The 16450-nt window shown below is 59.9% G+C and carries 13 protein-coding genes; 6 read left to right on the forward strand and 7 right to left on the reverse strand.

The window, feature by feature from the left end; genetic code table 11:
* Positions 1–301 precede the first annotated feature (301 nt).
* The 4 genes from C3406_RS02640 to C3406_RS02655 all read right to left on the reverse strand — a co-directional run bounded on the left by C3406_RS02640 (position 302) and on the right by C3406_RS02655 (position 6034).
* Positions 302–1564, reverse strand: coding sequence for a DUF1479 domain-containing protein (locus tag C3406_RS02640; RefSeq protein WP_103823488.1), 1263 nt, complete (start codon positions 1562–1564; stop codon positions 302–304).
* A gap of 150 nt (positions 1565–1714) precedes the next feature.
* Positions 1715–2530, reverse strand: coding sequence for a Cof-type HAD-IIB family hydrolase (locus C3406_RS02645; protein ID WP_103823487.1), 816 nt, complete (start codon positions 2528–2530; stop codon positions 1715–1717).
* Between the two features lie 167 nt (positions 2531–2697).
* Positions 2698–5130 carry a formate C-acetyltransferase/glycerol dehydratase family glycyl radical enzyme gene (locus tag C3406_RS02650; RefSeq protein ID WP_103823486.1) on the reverse strand — a complete coding sequence of 811 codons (2433 nt, stop codon included), beginning with the start codon at positions 5128–5130 and terminating at the stop codon, positions 2698–2700.
* Between the two features lie 4 nt (positions 5131–5134).
* Positions 5135–6034 carry a glycyl-radical enzyme activating protein gene (locus tag C3406_RS02655; protein WP_103823485.1) on the reverse strand — a complete coding sequence of 300 codons (900 nt, stop codon included), beginning with the start codon at positions 6032–6034 and terminating at the stop codon, positions 5135–5137.
* Positions 6035–6161: 127 nt separating this feature from the next.
* On the opposite strand from C3406_RS02655, the gene fsa reads away from it, so the two are divergent.
* Positions 6162–6824 (forward strand): fructose-6-phosphate aldolase, encoded by a 663-nt coding sequence (gene fsa / locus C3406_RS02660; protein ID WP_103823484.1) that lies wholly within the window; start codon positions 6162–6164, stop codon positions 6822–6824.
* A gap of 90 nt (positions 6825–6914) precedes the next feature.
* Here the strand turns inward: fsa and moeB are convergent, their stop codons facing one another.
* Together moeB and moeA are read right to left on the reverse strand one after the other, a co-directional pair.
* The gene (gene moeB / locus C3406_RS02665) at positions 6915–7667 is read right to left on the reverse strand and encodes a molybdopterin-synthase adenylyltransferase MoeB (protein ID WP_103823483.1); all 753 of its coding nucleotides are present in this window, start codon (positions 7665–7667) and stop codon (positions 6915–6917) included.
* Positions 7668–7669: 2 nt separating this feature from the next.
* Positions 7670–8902, reverse strand: coding sequence for a molybdopterin molybdotransferase MoeA (gene moeA / locus C3406_RS02670; RefSeq protein ID WP_103823482.1), 1233 nt, complete (start codon positions 8900–8902; stop codon positions 7670–7672).
* Between the two features lie 189 nt (positions 8903–9091).
* Here moeA and iaaA point away from each other — a divergent pair, with 189 nt between their 5' ends.
* The 5 genes from iaaA to gsiD are packed head-to-tail and all read left to right on the forward strand — an operon-like array spanning position 9092 to position 15365.
* Positions 9092–10030, forward strand: a complete 939-nt coding sequence (iaaA, locus tag C3406_RS02675) for a beta-aspartyl-peptidase (protein ID WP_103823481.1) — start codon at positions 9092–9094, stop codon at positions 10028–10030.
* An 11-nt stretch (positions 10031–10041) separates the two neighbouring features.
* Entirely contained in the window at positions 10042–11913 is a 1872-nt protein-coding gene (gene gsiA / locus C3406_RS02680; RefSeq protein ID WP_103823480.1) for a glutathione ABC transporter ATP-binding protein GsiA, read from the forward strand.
* 32 nt (positions 11914–11945) lie between these two features.
* Positions 11946–13484 (forward strand): glutathione ABC transporter substrate-binding protein GsiB, encoded by a 1539-nt coding sequence (gsiB, locus tag C3406_RS02685; protein ID WP_103823479.1) that lies wholly within the window; start codon positions 11946–11948, stop codon positions 13482–13484.
* Positions 13485–13531: 47 nt separating this feature from the next.
* Complete coding sequence (gsiC, locus tag C3406_RS02690) at positions 13532–14452, forward strand: glutathione ABC transporter permease GsiC (protein WP_103823478.1); 921 nt, start codon at positions 13532–13534, stop codon at positions 14450–14452.
* A gap of 1 nt (position 14453) precedes the next feature.
* On the forward strand, positions 14454–15365 hold the full coding sequence (gsiD, locus tag C3406_RS02695) for a glutathione ABC transporter permease GsiD (protein WP_103823477.1): 912 nt from the start codon (positions 14454–14456) through the stop codon (positions 15363–15365).
* Between the two features lie 252 nt (positions 15366–15617).
* On the opposite strand, the gene C3406_RS02700 is transcribed toward gsiD, so the two are convergent.
* Positions 15618–16358 (reverse strand): nitroreductase family protein, encoded by a 741-nt coding sequence (locus C3406_RS02700; protein ID WP_103823476.1) that lies wholly within the window; start codon positions 16356–16358, stop codon positions 15618–15620.
* Positions 16359–16450 lie beyond the last annotated feature (92 nt).

Raw genomic sequence — 16450 nt, forward strand, 5'->3', positions numbered from 1 at the left:
CGTTTATATAATTGGTATACCAATTATGGCACCATTTCACCTGTCATATAGCTATCGGAAAATTGGTATGACAACTAAAAAGAAGGGAGAACCGGCGGCGGGCGGAAATCAGGCAGTTTCGTGCAAAAAGCGGGATAAAAGCGGCACACACTTTGTAACCGTTATGCGGTGAGACATCATGACCTGTTGTTTGCGTTAAGAAAAATGATTTTTAACGTAACCGGAGCGCGGTCACAAAATTACCGGGGGGGAGATTAAGCGGGGCGGCGACGCCCATACTGGACGCGCCGCCGTATAGGGATCAGGCCATGCCGAGTGCGCGCTTGCCGTGAATGTTCAGATCATCAACGGTGAAGCGTGACTGCCACGTCGCTTCATAATCTTCACGCGGGAAATCGCCCGGCGAGGCGCCGGTTTCCAGCGCCGCTTTTACCTTCTTCGCATAGGCGAGGTTTTTCTCGCACATCGGCGCCGCCGGAATGTACATCACGTTGCCCCAGCCCTGCTGGTTCTCAACCGGTGCCACCGAGTGGATCACATCGCAGTGCCACCACACGGAGTCACCCGCTTCCAGCGCCGGGATGCTGGTCAGGGCTTCCATTAACAGCGGATGCCACTTCTCGGAAATCGGCAGCACGCGACCCGGTGCCACGCCGCAGAGTTCATCTTCCGGCACATCATCCAGCAGCGGACGCAGCAGAATGTACGCCATCGCTTCCGGGATCGGCACCACGTGCAGCAGCCCCTGATCCGGGATCATGTCTGAGAGCGCCGTCCAGCCCTGGAAGGTGCGGAACACCGAGCATTTGGTGGTGTTCTCCACGGTGTACTCTTCCACTTCGGTGCGGTGGGCGGCATCCCACGGATCGTACTGCTCGATATTGCCATCAAAGACCCGGGCAAAGACCTGCTGATAGGCCGGAAGCAGCCAGCGCTCCAGCGCGCCGGAGTCAGTGTGCGCTCCGAGCCCCTTTGAGGTGGTTCCCGGCGGACGACGACGAATGCGGTCCGGGTAGATCACGCTCACGTCCGGGTTGAACCACTGCTTGCCGTTGCTCTCAAAAGTCCATAAACGGTTCAGGAATGACTGCACCTGGGCCATCTCTTCGCTCTGACGGGCTTCCATCTGGGCGTGCGACCAGTAGATCGGGTAGATCTCCGGGCGGGAGGCGGTGAGGGTGCCAAAGAAGTTATCCCCCGGACCTTTATAGACATCATCAAAACGGTTGAGATCCAGATAGTCGAGCATCGCGTTATCCCACGCCAGCGCCTGCTCGCGCGGGAAATGACCTTTGATCACCGCACAGCCCCGGCGTTTCACCGCCTCGCGCTGCGCCGGGCTGATGTTACCGCTCTGCACGTCCGCAAAGGGGATCACCGGCCAGACAGGATCGCCTTTGCTTTTCAGGGCATTAATTTCTGCCACGCGGCTGGCAATTTTATCGCTCAGGCGATCAAACACGCCCTGCACGTCGCCAATCTGCGCCCACAGCTCGCGTTTCATCTGGCGAATGGCCGCTTTATGGTCAGCGGGCAAAGTTTCACTGGTAAACGTTAAGGTCATAACAGCCTCGCTATCTTTCATTCGAAAGTAAAAGTAATTACAAGTGATACTTTAGGTTAAAAATAAGTTAATGCAAGTTAAATAACTTGATGAAGTGCACAACCCGGAGAGAAAGAGGAAGGTTCGCCGGAGGAGGCTCCGGCGAGAAAATCAGTTGCTGAAAGGCGGGGTGTTATCGAGGACGGCCTGAATCACGTTCAGCGCGCCCTGGTGGTTGTTGTCGTCGGTCTGATAGCGGGTGATGGCTTTGATATTTTCGCCCGCGTTACCCATGGCGAAGGAGTAGTGGGCAAATTTCAGCATTTCGGCGTCATTACCGCTGTCGCCAATGGCCACGCACTCCTGCGGGGAGATGTGCCAGCGCTTCAGCAGGCGGCTGATGCCGTTGGCTTTATGCAGGCCGGGAATGATCAGATCGACAAAGCCAAACCCGCTGGTCACCGGCTTCATGATGCCGTCAAGAGAGACATGCAGGGCGTCAATCAGGTTCGGGATATCGCTGTCCGGCAGATTCAACGAGAATTTAAACAGCACGTCGTCGATGTCGCGATAGTCGCTGATGCGCTGTAAGCGGTGATAGTGTTTTGACATCAGGTCGACAAAGGCATCAGGTGCCTTGTCGCTGACATAAGCACTCTCCAGACCGCAGGCGACAAAGTTCAGGGCGCTATCTTTCAGCAGCTCGCCAATGACAATCTGCGACTCATGTTTGGTCAGTTCGCCGTGGAAAATCTGCTCGCCGTGATCGAACACCAGCGCGCCGTTCTCCGCCACGAAGGAGATCTGCGATTTCAGCTCCGGGAAGAAGGAGATGAGCTGGTAATACTGGTTGCCGCTGGCGACAACGAACTCGATATTCCGGGCCTGAAGTTGCTGGAACTGCGCCTGAAAGCGGTCACGATCGTACTGCTTGGCGTCATCAAGAAAAGTCCCGTCCATATCAGTGACGATAACTTTAACGGTCATACATTGCGCTCCTGGATATAACTGCGACCAGCAACATTCTAATAACAATGTGACCAAAACCACAAATTTAATTTCGAATGAAAGTGAAAAGCCGGGTGGCGCTGACGCTTACCCGGCCTACGGGGGGAATTGTAGGCCCGGTAAGCGTAGCGCCACCGGGCGTTTGTTTACAGCGTGTGCTCAGTACGCGCAATAATATCGTCCTGCGCATCCGGCGACAGGGCGGTGAAGAACGCCGAGTAACCCGCCACGCGCACTACCAGGTCACGATACTGATCCGGGTGTTTCTTCGCTTCCAGCAGCGTTTCGCGCGACACAATGTTGTACTGGATATGCCAGCCTTTATGCACCTCGAAGAAGGTACGCAACAGCACCATCAGCTTCTGGCGGTCGCTGTCGTTATCCAGCGTCGCCGGGTTGAGCTTTTGGTTCAGCAGCACGCCGCCCAGAATCGCCTCGGTCGGCAGTTTGCCCACGGAGCCGATAACCGCGGTTGGGCCCAGGTGATCCGTACCGGAGGCCGGGCTGGCCCCTTCCGCCAGCGGAGTATGCGCTTTACGCCCGTCCGGGGTCGCCATGGTTGCCGCGCCAAACGGCACGTTGGCGGAGATGGACGAGGTGCCGGCGTAATATTTGCCGCCAATTGGGCCGCGACCGTAGCGCGGGTTATGGTACTGCTTCAGCTCTTCGATGTAGGTCTGGTAGGCACGGGTCAGGAGCAGATCCACGCTGTCGTCGTCGTTACCGTACTTCGGCGCGCCGTTGATCAGACGCTGGCGTAGCTGCTCGTGGGTCAGTCCCTCGTAATCATCCGCAAGGGCCGCCGCCAGCTGCTGCTGACCAATCGCCCCCTGTTCAAAGACCAGCTTCTTCACTGCCGCCAGGCTGTTGCCGAGGTTGGCGATGCCCACCTGCAGGCCGGATACCCAGTCGTACTTCGCGCCGCCCTGCTTGATGCTCTTCGCGCGCTCAATGCAGTCATCCACCAGCGCCGAGCAGAGAATGTCGTGGACGTTCTCTTCCAGCATGGTGTCCACCACGTACTCGATTTCGATGGACTTGCGGGTGTAATAGCGGATCTGGCTATCCCAGGCGGCCATCACTTCGTCAAAGTTATTGAAGTTGCCCGCCGAGAGCGCTTTTTCCTGCGGCAGGAATACTCTACCGCTGGTGGCGTCGCGGCCGCCCTCCATCGCCGCCAGCATCACGCGGGCGAAGTTAATGAAGCTCATGCCGGTGCAGCGATAGCCCCACTTGCCGCCCACGGCGGTTTCGATACAGCCGATGGCCGCATAGTCGTAAGCGTCCTCTTTCTCTACCCCAAGCTTGATAAATTCCGGGATCACAATCTCATCGTTGTTGAAGGCTGGCATCCCGAAGCCACAGCGGATCACCTGCACGCAGGCGTCGAGGAAGTCGTTGCTCATACCCGCGTGGTAGCGCACGCTCAGGTTCGGCTGGGTGGAGCGCAGACGACCGCAGGATTCCAGAATCGCGTAAGAGAGCGGGTTCACCGCATCCATCGCCACACCGTTCACCAGTTTCTGACCGCCGATGGTGACGTTCTGGTACAGCGGGCTACCGGCAGAGGCTTTGGAGTGCGAGCCGGAGCGGATCTTGTTCACCTCCAGCAGCTTCAGCCAGCAGCTGTGCAGCAGTTCGATGGCGTGTTCACGATCCAGAGACTGGTTCAGCTCCACGTCGCGGCGGTAGTACGGGTAGAGATACTGGTCCATACGGGCAAAGGAGACGGAGTGGCCGTTGGACTCAATCTGCAGGATCAGCTGGATGAAGTAGCACAGCTGCAGCGCCTGCCAGAAGGTTTTTGGCGGTTCGTGGGCGATCACATCGCAGTTTTCCGCCATGGCCAGCAGCTCGTCGCGGCGGCTTTCGCGGGTTTCGCTGGCGGCCATCTCACGCGCCAGGTCGGCAAAGCGTTCGATATGCATACTTACCGCTTCCAGCACAATATCGATCGCTTTCAGGAACTGTTCACCGTGCAGATCTTCCAGCACCGTCAGGTTGATGCGGGAGCGGCGCTCGGCCACCTTGTGGCGCAGGCCGTCGAGCCCCTTTTCCAGCAGCAGCGGGAAGTTCACCGCCAGGTGGGCGTCGCCGGAGGTCATGTTGCCTTCGGCTTTAATAATCCCGGTTTCCAGCAGGCCTTTTTGCTCATCGGTGAACATACCGTAGCAGCGATCCTGCACCGTCTGGCCACGCCACCACGGGCAGAGTTCATGCAGAACGCGTTTGTTCTCTTCGCTTACCGCAAAGCCCGCGCCCGGACGGTCGGCGAGATCGTCGATCTCTTTTTCAATCCACGAGACGGTGTATTCCGGGAAGATCGGCGCGGCGCGCACTTCGCTTGCCTGGTTACCAATAATCAGTTCGTCATGTTTGATCCAGATAGTGCGCTGCGCCAGGTGATGCGCCAGGGCCAGCGCGCGGCGGACCGGGATCGGCTTATCCATATGCTGCTGGTACATTTCGGTATAGTGCTGCGCACGTTCGGTACAGACCGGCGGCTTAACAATGTGGACCAGGGCAGTTTTATGCGCCTTAATGCGATCGCTCAGGGTAGTAAGATTCAGCTGTGTCATAACATTATCCTCGTAAGGTCGCGGTTAACCCTTTCTGGGCGGCGTACTGCCGGGCAAAGTCCAGTAATGCAGGATTATCGAGCGGTTTATCTGGGGCAGAGTAAGGTTGGCCGAGCAGGGTGTATTTGTTCATGCCCAGCGTGTGATACGGTAAAAAATGGATGTCACGGACGTTCAGTTCATCCGCGGCAAAATTGGTAATCGCGGTAATTGACGCTTCATCGGCGTTAAAGCCCTGGATCAGCGGCACGCGAATGGTGAGCGTTTTCCCGGCGGCAGCGAGGCGTCTGAGGTTATCCAGCACCCGTTTCGCCGAGCCGTCGGTCCACTGCTTAAAGACCGCGCCGTCGACATGTTTCAGGTCGGCGAGAAACAGATCGATGTACGGTAACGACGGTTCGATATAGTGCCACGGCACATGCAGACAGGTTTCCACGGCGGTATGAATGCCCGCGTCGTGGCTGGCCTGGAAGAGGGCGCGGGTCAGCGTCGGGTTCATAAAAGGTTCGCCCCCGGAGAGGGTGACGCCGCCGCCGCTGCGATCGTAGAACGGCTTATCCCGCAGCACGGTGCTCATGATCTCTTCCACCTGCTTCTCTTCACCGCAGACGGTCAGGGCCTGGGTCGGGCAGCAGTGGGTGAGGGCATCCAGGTGGGTATCGTCGAGTTTTTCGCGGTGGATCACCAGGCCATTCAGCGTGCGGTGGATGACCGCGGGCGCCGCCTGCTGGCAGAGGTCACATCCCTCCAGGCACAGGCGAGCGTCGAACAGCAGATCCCGCGAGCGTTCGCGGCTTTCCGGGTTCTGACACCAGCGGCAGCCCAGAGAGCAGCCTTTCATAAAGACCACGGTACGAATACCGGGGCCGTCGTGTGTCGAATAACGCTGAATGTTGAAGATCATAATGTCGCCTCTTGTTGCGTATGAAGATTAAATTACTTTCGAATGAAAGTTATCTTGACGCAAATCAACTCTGAGGCAGGTTTTGCCGTGCTAGGGTTACGGCATAGTCATTTTTGAGGACCCCATCATGGAACTGTATCTCGACACATCCGACGTCATTACTGTTAAAAAACTGGCCCGCGTCTTTCCGCTGGCAGGCGTCACCACCAACCCAAGCATTGTTGCCGCGGGCAAAACGCCGCTGGAAGTCTTGCTGCCGCAGCTGCAGGAGGCGATGGGCGGCCAGGGTCGTCTGTTTGCCCAAGTGATGGCGACCACCGCGGAAGGGATGGTGGAAGATGCGCTGAAGCTGCGCGGTATCGTCGCGGATCTGGTGGTCAAAGTGCCGGTCACGGCAGAAGGGCTGGCGGCCATTAAGATGCTGAAAGCGCAGGGCGTGCCAACGCTCGGTACGGCGGTCTACAGCGCGGCGCAGGGGCTGATGGCGGCGCTGGCGGGGGCGGAGTATGTCGCGCCCTATGTCAACCGCGTGGATGCGCAGGGCGGGGATGGCATTCAGACGGTGGCGGAGCTGCAACAGCTGCTGACGCTCCACGCGCCGCACGCCAAAGTGCTGGCCGCGAGCTTCAAAACCCCGCGTCAGGCGCTGGACTGCCTGCTGGCGGGCTGTGAATCCATCACCCTGCCGCTGGACGTGGCCCAGCAACTGATTACCTCTCCGCCGGTGGACGCCGCGATCGCAAAATTCGAGCAGGACTGGCAGAACGCCTTTGGACGGACATCGATCTGACCTTATTGCCGGGCGGCGCTAACGCTTGCCCGGCCTACGGTTCGAGGTTTTTGTAGGCCGGGCAAGGCGAAGCCGCCACCCGGCATGTTTTTACCCCCCGCACACCTCACATCCCGGATTGCGCATCAGCTTCATCTCGCGGAACTGGCAGGTCATCGCGTCGTACATCACGATTTTCCCCGCCGCGGGTGTGCCGTAACGGGTCAGCACTTTAATCGCCTCCATCGCCTGCATCGAACCGATCACCCCCACCAGCGGCGCCATCACTCCCGCCTCAACGCAGGTCAGGGAGTTTTCGCCAAACAGACGGCTCAGGCAGCGGTAGCAAGGCTCGCCCTCCGCGTACGTAAAGACGCTCACCTGGCCTTCCATGCGGATAGCCGCCCCGGAGACCAGGGGTGTTTTATGGCTGAAACAGCCGGCGTTAAGCTGGTTACGAATGGTGACGTTGTCGGTGCAGTCGAGCACCAGATCGTGTTGGGCTATCTGGTCAGACAGCGCGGCGTCGTCAAGCAGGGCGTTGAGCAGCGTAAACTGCACGTTGGGGTTGATGCGCGAAAGCGATGCCTGGGCCGAGACCACTTTCGGCTCGCCCAGTGTCGCATCGCTGTGCAGGGTCTGGCGTTGCAGGTTGGAGAGCGACACGGTGTCGAAATCGAGCAGCGTCATGCGCCCGACACCGGCCGCCGCCAGATACTGCGCCGCGGCGCAGCCTAATCCGCCGAGGCCGACCACCAGCACATTCGCGGCTTTTAACGCTTCCTGGCCGTCGAAATCAAAACCGCGCAGCACAATCTGGCGATTGTAGCGCAGCATCTCGTTGTCGCTCAGCTCCACCGTCATGGTTAGCCTCCAAACAGGGCGTTAAACGGCTCGACTTCCACCCACTCACCCGCTTCCACGTTACCGCGTTCGCGCTCAAGCACGATAAAGCAGTTGCCCTGGCTGAAGGAGCTGAAAATATGCGAGCCCTGATGGCCGGTGGTGCTCACCTCCAGCTCGCCGTCGGCGTTACGCGCCAGAATGCCGCGCTGGAAGTCGAGACGGCCCGGCGATTTTTTCAGCCGGGTGGCGGCGCGCACGCGCTGGCGGGCAGGCAGGCTGTGCGCCCGGTTGCCGGAGAGCTTCGCCAGCAATGGCTGCACCAGCTGGTAGAAGGTGAGCGCCGCAGAGACCGGGTTCCCTGGCAGGCCGCAGAACCAGCTATCCGGCAGTTTGCCGAAGGCAAAAGGCTTGCCGGGCTTGATGGCCAGCTTCCAGAAGCCGATCTCACCCAGTTCATCGAGGATCGTTTTGGTGTAGTCCGCTTCGCCCACCGAGACGCCGCCGGAGCTCAGGACCACGTCGGCCACACGATCCGCTTCGATAAAGGCTTCGCGCAGTTTTTGCGGATCGTCAGGAATAATGCCGAGGTTGATCACCTCGCAGCCGAGCTGCTCCAGCATCAGGTGCACCGCCAGCCGGTTGGTGTCGTAAATCTGCCCCTCGGCCAGCGGCTGGCCCGGCAGCTGAAGCTCGTCGCCGGTGGAGAAGAGCGCCACGCGCACCTGGCGCACCACGGCGATCTCCGCAATGCCCAGCGAGGCCAGCACCGGCAGTTCGGCGACGGTCAGTTTTGTCCCCGCCGGGAAGACGGTCGCGCCGAGGGCAATATTTTCCCCGCTGCGGCGGATATTTTGTCCCGGCTTAACGCTGGCGGTAAAACGCACGCCATCGTCGGTCTGTTCGGTCTCCTCCTGCATCACCACCGCATCGCAGCCTGGCGGCACCGGCGCGCCGGTCATAATGCGCACGCAGCTTCCGGCAGGCCATTCACCCTGCAAAGGCTGACCGGCAAAGGCTTTTCCCGCCACCGGTAGCGCGGTACCTGCCGCCAGATCCGCCAGACGCACGGCGTAGCCATCCATCGCTGAGTTATCAAAGCCCGGCACGTTCAGGGGAGAGATGATGTCGGCGGCGGTCACGCGGCCAAAGCAGCGCAGCAGCGGTAAGGTTTCCTGCTCTGTAAGCGGAGAAATACGATCGAGCATCTGGGTGAGTGCCGTCTCAAGCGGCATCAGTCCGGCGGTAAAATCCATGGGTCACTCCAGGGAGAGAATAACGAAGGCGGCCATTATGGCAGAAAAGTGCCGTTAACTGTATGACACCATGGGCTTACCCTTTACATCACCGTGACGTCTTTCTATATTCAAAAATTATATGAATTGTCAGCCACGATAATGATATTTATAAAAAAAGCGGCCATAACGTGCCCAAAGGTAAAGTAAATGGGGAAGGCAGTCATTGCAATCCACGGCGGCGCCGGGGCTATCACCCGCGCGCAGCTTAGTCAGGAACAGGAAAGGCGCTACGTTGAGGCGCTCTCATCGATTGTGGAAACCGGCCAGCGAATGCTGGAGGCGGGAGAGAGCGCGCTGGATGTGGTCACCGAAGCGGTACGCCTGCTGGAGGAGTGCCCGCTGTTTAACGCCGGGATTGGCGCGGTGTTTACCCGCGACGAAACCCACGAGCTGGATGCCTGCGTGATGGATGGCATTACCCTGAAAGCGGGCGCCGTGGCCGGGGTCAGCCATTTGCGCAACCCGGTGCTGGCCGCCCGTCTGGTGATGGAGCAGAGCCCGCACGTGCTGCTGGTCGGGGAGGGCGCCGAGAAATTCGCCCTTGCCCACGGTATGGAGGCGGTGTCGCCGGAGATTTTCTCTACCCCGGAGCGCTATCAGCAGCTGCTGGCGGCGCGCGGGGCGGGTGAAACCCGGCTCGACCACGCCGCCCCGCTGGACGAGGCGAGCAAAATGGGTACCGTGGGCGCCGTCGCGCTGGATAAAGCGGGCAATCTGGCCGCGGCCACCTCCACCGGGGGAATGACCAATAAACTGCCCGGTCGGGTGGGCGACAGCCCGCTGCCCGGTGCAGGCTGCTATGCCAATAACGCCAGCGTGGCGGTCTCCTGTACCGGCACTGGCGAAGTGTTTATCCGCACCCTGGCTGCCTATGACATTGCCGCGCTGATGGATTACGGCGGCTTAAGCCTGGCAGAAGCCTGCGAGCGGGTGGTAATGGAAAAACTCCCGGCGCTGGAGGGCAGCGGCGGGCTGATTGCCATCGATCGCGAGGGCAATGTGGCACTACCGTTTAACAGTGAGGGCATGTACCGTGCCTGGGGATACGCAGGCGATACGCCAAGCACCGGAATTTACCGTGAATAAGGGGGAGAGGCATGCCGCACAGTGATGAACTGGACAGTCAGCAGGTGCTGGCGGTGCACAACCTGAACGTTGCCTTTCCCGACAACCGTCAGTCGATCCCGGCGGTTAAACACCTCTCTTTTTCGCTAAAACGCGGCGAGACGCTGGCGATTGTCGGTGAGTCCGGTTCCGGTAAATCGGTGACCGCGCTGTCGCTGATGCGCCTGATTGAACAGTCCGGCGGGCAGGTGGCGTGCGACAGCCTGCTGCTGCGCCGTCGTAACGGCCAGGTGAGCGATCTCACTACCCTGAACGCCTCCCAGATGCGCAGCGTGCGCGGCGCGGATATCGCCATGATTTTCCAGGAGCCGATGACCTCCCTCAATCCGGTCTTTCCGGTGGGGGAGCAGATCGCCGAATCCATTCGCCTGCATCAGGGTCTGAACCGCGAGGGTGCGCTGGCGGAAGCCCGGCGCATGCTGGAGCAGGTGCGGATCCCGGAGGCCGACGCCGTGCTGTCGCGCTATCCGCACCAGCTTTCCGGCGGCATGCGCCAGCGGGTGATGATCGCCATGGCGCTCTCCTGTCGCCCGGCGGTGCTGATTGCCGATGAACCGACCACCGCGCTGGACGTCACCATTCAGGCGCAGATCCTGCAGCTCATTAAGGTGTTGCAGGAGGAGATGGAGATGGGGGTGATCTTTATTACCCACGACATGGGCGTGGTGGCGGATATCGCCGATCGGGTGCTGGTGATGTATCAGGGCGAGGCGGTGGAAACCGGCACCGTGGAGCAGATTTTCCATGCCCCTGAGCACCCCTATACGAAGGCGCTGCTGGCCGCGGTGCCACGTCTGGGAGCGATGAACGGCAGCGATCTGCCCCGGCGTTTTCCGCTGTTCTCCCTTGCCGAACCCGGCTATCAGGAGGCTGAAACCGAGCAGGATACCGTGGTGCCCGGCGAACCCATTTTGCAGGTGCGCGACCTGGTGACCCGCTTTCCGCTGCGCGGCGGCCTGTTTAACCGCGTCAAGCGCGAAGTCCACGCGGTAGAGAGCGTCAGTTTCGATTTATGGCCCGGCGAAACGCTGTCGCTGGTGGGCGAATCCGGCAGCGGCAAATCGACCACTGGCCGGGCGCTGCTGCGGCTGGTGGAGGCCCAGGAGGGCACCATCACCTTTAACGGCGAGCGCATCGACACCCTGCCGGCCGGGAAGCTGCAACCCCTGCGGCGGGATATTCAGTTTATTTTCCAGGATCCCTACGCCTCCCTCGATCCCCGCCAGACAGTGGGCTATTCGATTATGGAGCCGCTGCGGGTGCATAATCTGCTGGACGGGGATGCCGCCCAGCGGCGGGTGGCGTGGCTGCTGGAGCGCGTGGGCCTCAAACCGGAACATGCCTGGCGCTATCCCCATGAATTTTCCGGCGGCCAGCGGCAGCGGATCTGTATTGCCCGCGCGCTGGCGCTGAACCCGAAGGTGGTGATTGCCGACGAGTCCGTCTCGGCGCTGGATGTCTCCATCCGGGCGCAGATCATTAACCTGCTGCTCGATTTGCAGCGGGAGATGGGCATCGCGTTTCTGTTTATTTCCCATGATATGGCGGTGGTGGAGCGCATCAGCCACCGGGTGGCGGTGATGTACCTCGGGCAGATTGTCGAGATTGGCCCACGGCGGGCGGTGTTTGAAAATCCCCAGCACCCTTACACCCGCAAACTGATGGCGGCGGTGCCGGTGGCCGATCCGGCTCACCGGCAGGCCCGACGGGTGCTGTTGCAGGACGAGCTGCCGGGTAACATTCGCCAGCGGGGAGAACCCACCGAGCGCGTGGCGTTGCGGGAGGTCAGCCCCGGCCATTTTGTCGCACCGCCGCGTCAGGACAATGCTTTTTCGCGTTTATAACTTAAGACAGCAGGGAACAACAGGAGAAGAACATGACAAAATTTGTTGCTCGCAGATGGCTGTTAGCCGCGAGCGTAACGGCAGCCCTCGCGGCCACGCCGGCCTTCGCAGCAAAAGATGTGGTAGTGGCGGTGGCCTCCAATTTCACCACCCTCGATCCCTATGACGCCAACGACACGCTCTCCCAGCAGGTGGCAAAGTCGTTTTATCAGGGGCTATTCGGCCTCGATAAAGAGATGCAGCTGAAAAACGTGCTGGCCGAGAGCTATACCGTCTCTGACGACGGGCTGGTCTACACCATCAAGCTGCGCAGCGGGGTGAAGTTCCAGGACGGCACCGACTTCAATGCCGAGGCGGTGAAGGTCAACCTCGATCGCGCCAGCAACCCGGACAACAGCCTCAAGCGCTACAACCTCTATAAAAATATCGCCAGCACTGAAGCCGTCGATCCCACCACGGTAAAAATTACTCTCAAGGAACCGTTCTCCGCCTTTATCAACATTCTGGCGCACCCGGCCACGGCGATGATCTCCCCCGAGGCGCTGAAAAAATATGGCAAAGAGATTGGTTTTCATCCGGTGGGCACCGGGCCGTATGAGCTGGTGACCTGGAACCAGACCGACTTTGTGAAGGTGAAGAAGTTTGCCGGTTACTGGCAGCAAGGGCTGCCGAAGCTGGACACCATCACCTGGCGTCCGGTGGTGGATAACAACACCCGCGCGGCGATGCTACAGACCGGCGAAGCGCAGTTTGCCTTCCCGATCCCCTATGAGCAGGCGGCGCTGCTCGGCAAAAACAGCAAGCTGGAGCTGGTCGCCAGCCCGTCCATTATGCAGCGCTACATCAGCATGAACGTGACGCAAAAGCCGTTCGATAACCCGAAAGTGCGCGAGGCGATCAACTACGCCATCAACCGCGAGGCGCTGGTGAAGGTGGCCTTTGCGGGCTATGCCACTCCGGCAACGGGCGTGGTGCCGCCGTCTATTGCATACTCCCAGCAGTACCATCCGTGGGAATACAATCCGACAAAAGCGCGCGCGCTGCTGAAAGAGGCTGGCTTCCCGAATGGCTTCAGCACTACCCTGTGGTCGTCGCACAATCACAGCACCGCCCAGAAGGTGCTGCAGTTTACCCAGCAGCAGCTGGCGCAGGTGGGTATTAAGGTGAAGGTGACGGCGATGGATGCCGGACAGCGTGCCGCCGAAGTGGAAGGCAAAGGGCAGAAAGAGAGCGGGGTAAGGATGTTCTACACCGGCTGGTCGGCCTCCACCGGCGAAGCCGACTGGGCGCTGTCGCCGCTGTTCGCCTCGCAAAACTGGCCGCCAACCCTGTTCAACACCGCGTTTTACAGTAATCCGCAGGTGGATAAAGATCTGACGGATGCCCTGAAAACTACCCAGCCGGAAGAGAAAGCGAAACTGTACAAGGACGCGCAGGACACCATCTGGAAGGAGTCGCCTTGGGTGCCGCTGGTGGTAGAGAAGCTGGTCTCGGCGCACAACAAGGCGCTGACCGGATTCTACATCATGCCGGATACCGGCTTTAGCTTTGACGACGCGGATCTGAAATAGAGCACTCATTCCCGCAGGTATGCGCCTGCGGGATGAGAGGAATGTGCATGCTGAATTATGTGATTAAACGCCTGCTGGGGCTGATCCCGACGCTGCTGATTGTCGCGGTGCTGGTCTTTTTATTTGTGCATATGCTGCCAGGGGATCCGGCGCGGCTGATTGCCGGCCCGGAAGCGGATGCCACGGTCATTGAGCTGGTACGTAAGCAGCTGGGGCTGGATCAGCCGCTCTACCGGCAGTTCTGGCACTACATTACCAATGTCCTGCGGGGCGATTTTGGTATCTCGATGGTCTCCCGTCGGCCCGTTTCCGCGGAGATTGCCAGCCGCTTTATGCCTACCTTCTGGCTGACTCTCGCCAGCATGGCCTGGGCGGTGCTATTTGGCCTGATGGCCGGGATTGTGGCGGCCGTGTGGCGTAACCGCTGGCCAGACCGGCTGGGTATGGCGCTGGCGGTAACGGGGATTTCCTTCCCGGCCTTTGCGCTGGGGATGTTGCTGATGCAGATCTTCTCCGTTGAGCTGGGCTGGCTGCCCACCGTGGGCGCGGACAGCTGGCGGCACTACATCCTGCCTTCGCTGACGCTGGGCGCGGCGGTGGCGGCAGTGATGGCCCGCTTCACCCGCGCCTCATTCGTGGATGTGCTGAATGAAGACTATATGCGCACCGCCCGGGCGAAGGGGGTGAGCGAGAGGTGGGTGATTCTCAAGCATGGCCTGCGCAACGCGATGATCCCGGTGGTCACCATGATGGGGCTGCAGTTTGGCTTCCTGCTCGGCGGCTCCATCGTGGTGGAAAAGGTCTTTAACTGGCCGGGGCTCGGGCGCCTGCTGGTCGATTCCGTCGACATGCGCGACTACCCGGTGATTCAGGCGGAAGTATTGCTCTTTTCGCTGGAGTTTATTCTTATCAACTTAGTGGTGGATGTCCTGTATGCCGCCATTAATCCGGCTATCAGGTACAAGTAAGATGCGACTGTTAAACTGGCGCCGGCAGGCCATGTTAAAGGCGATGCCGGGACTTAAACCGGATCAGATCCGCACTCCGTGGCATGAATTCTGGCGACGCTTTCGCAAGCAGCCGGTGGCGATCGCCGCCGGGCTGTTCGTGCTGATGTTGATCCTGGTGGCGATACTGGCCCCGTGGATCGTCCCCTTCGATGCGAAGAACTATTTCGATTACGACCGTCTGAACGAGGGGCCATCGATGATGCACTGGTTCGGCGTGGACTCCCTGGGGCGTGATATCTTCAGCCGGGTGCTGATGGGGGCGCAGATCTCGCTGGCGGCGGGGGTGTTTGCGGTGCTGATTGGCGCGGCCATCGGCACGGTGCTGGGCCTGCTGGCAGGTTATTATGAAGGCTGGTGGGACCGGATTATCATGCGCATCTGCGACGTGCTCTTTGCCTTTCCCGGCATTCTGCTGGCGATTGCGGTGGTAGCGGTGATGGGCAACGGCATGGCTAACGTGATTATCGCCGTGGCGATCTTCTCGATTCCAGCCTTCGCCCGTCTGGTGCGCGGCAATACCCTTGTGCTGAAACAGCAGACCTTTATCGAGTCGGCGCGCAGTATCGGTGCCAGCGACACCACGATTCTGTTTAACCATATCCTGCCGGGCACCGTCTCCTCCATCGTGGTCTATTTCACCATGCGTATCGGGGTGTCGATTATCTCAGCGGCGAGCCTGTCCTTTCTCGGCTTAGGCGCCCAGCCGCCGACCCCGGAGTGGGGAGCGATGCTTAACGAGGCGCGGGCCGATATGGTGATTGCTCCGCACGTGGCGCTGTTCCCGAGCATGGCGATTTTTTTCACCGTACTGGCGTTTAATCTGCTGGGAGATGGGCTGCGGGACGCGCTGGACCCGCGCATTAAGGGGTGATCGGGTGCGTGCATTTTGCCGGGTGGCGCTGCGCTTACCCGGCCTACAGACTGTGCGCGCATTTTACCGGGTGGCGCTGCGCTTACCAAGCCTACAGACTGCGCGCGCATTTATGCCGGGTGGCGCTGCGCTTACCCGGCCTACAGACTGTGCTCGCATTTATGCCGGGTGGCGCTGACGCTTACCCGGCCTACAAACGGCATTTAACCCGTAGGCCCGTGCAAGCGAAGCGCCGCCAGGCAATGGCAGAAATTACTTGTCGACGCCGAAGCCCTGCTTAATCAGGGCTGGCAGCACGTCCGGGAAGTAAATGTGCTGGTAGTACCCGCTCACGCTTTCACTCCAGGTATCCCCGTCGGTACGGTTAATCGCCTGCCAGTGTTCGGTCATCTGCTGGTTGTAGCGGGTGATTTTCGCTTCCAGCCCCTCGGTGACATAGGCTTCGTCGTGGCGGAAGGTCTCCAGCGGCAGACGCGGTTTGTGATGGGATGGCACATCGACATGACCAATCACCACGCCCGCCACCGGGAAGGTGTGTTCCGGTAGCTCAAGCAACTCAATCAGCTCTTGCGGCTTCAGACGGATCCCGCCAATTGGCACAATCCCCAGCCCTTCGGAGCGGGCAGCCGCCATCACCGAGCCCAGGGCAATGCCCACGTCGGTTGCGCCAGCCACCAGGCTCTCTATGCTCTGGTGCGCTATCTGCTCCTTGCCCGCCAGCTTCATGCCAACCTCAGTTTTGTACATATCCAGCACAAAGGTGATAAACACCGGGGCTTTGGCGATCCACGGCTGGCCGCCGGCGATCTGCGAAATCTGCGCCCGCTTTTCGGCATCGCGTGTGACGATCACCGACACCTGCTGGGAATGGACGGAGGTAGGAGCACGGTAAGCAGTGCTGATAATGCGTTCGAGCGTGGCGTCATCAATGGCTTGATCGGTGAAGCTGCGCTCGCTTTTATGGTCGTTAAACAGGTCAATAATGGTGTTCATGCGTTCTCCCGTGTGAAGCGCAAAATCTTAACAGCCTGAAACTGTTTTGCATTTAACACTCTTTGCGGTTCACGCAGGCGAAAAGCCCGGCC

It is taken from the genome of Leclercia sp. LSNIH8 (genome assembly GCF_002920195.1).
Taxonomy (GTDB): Bacteria; Pseudomonadota; Gammaproteobacteria; order Enterobacterales; family Enterobacteriaceae; genus Enterobacter.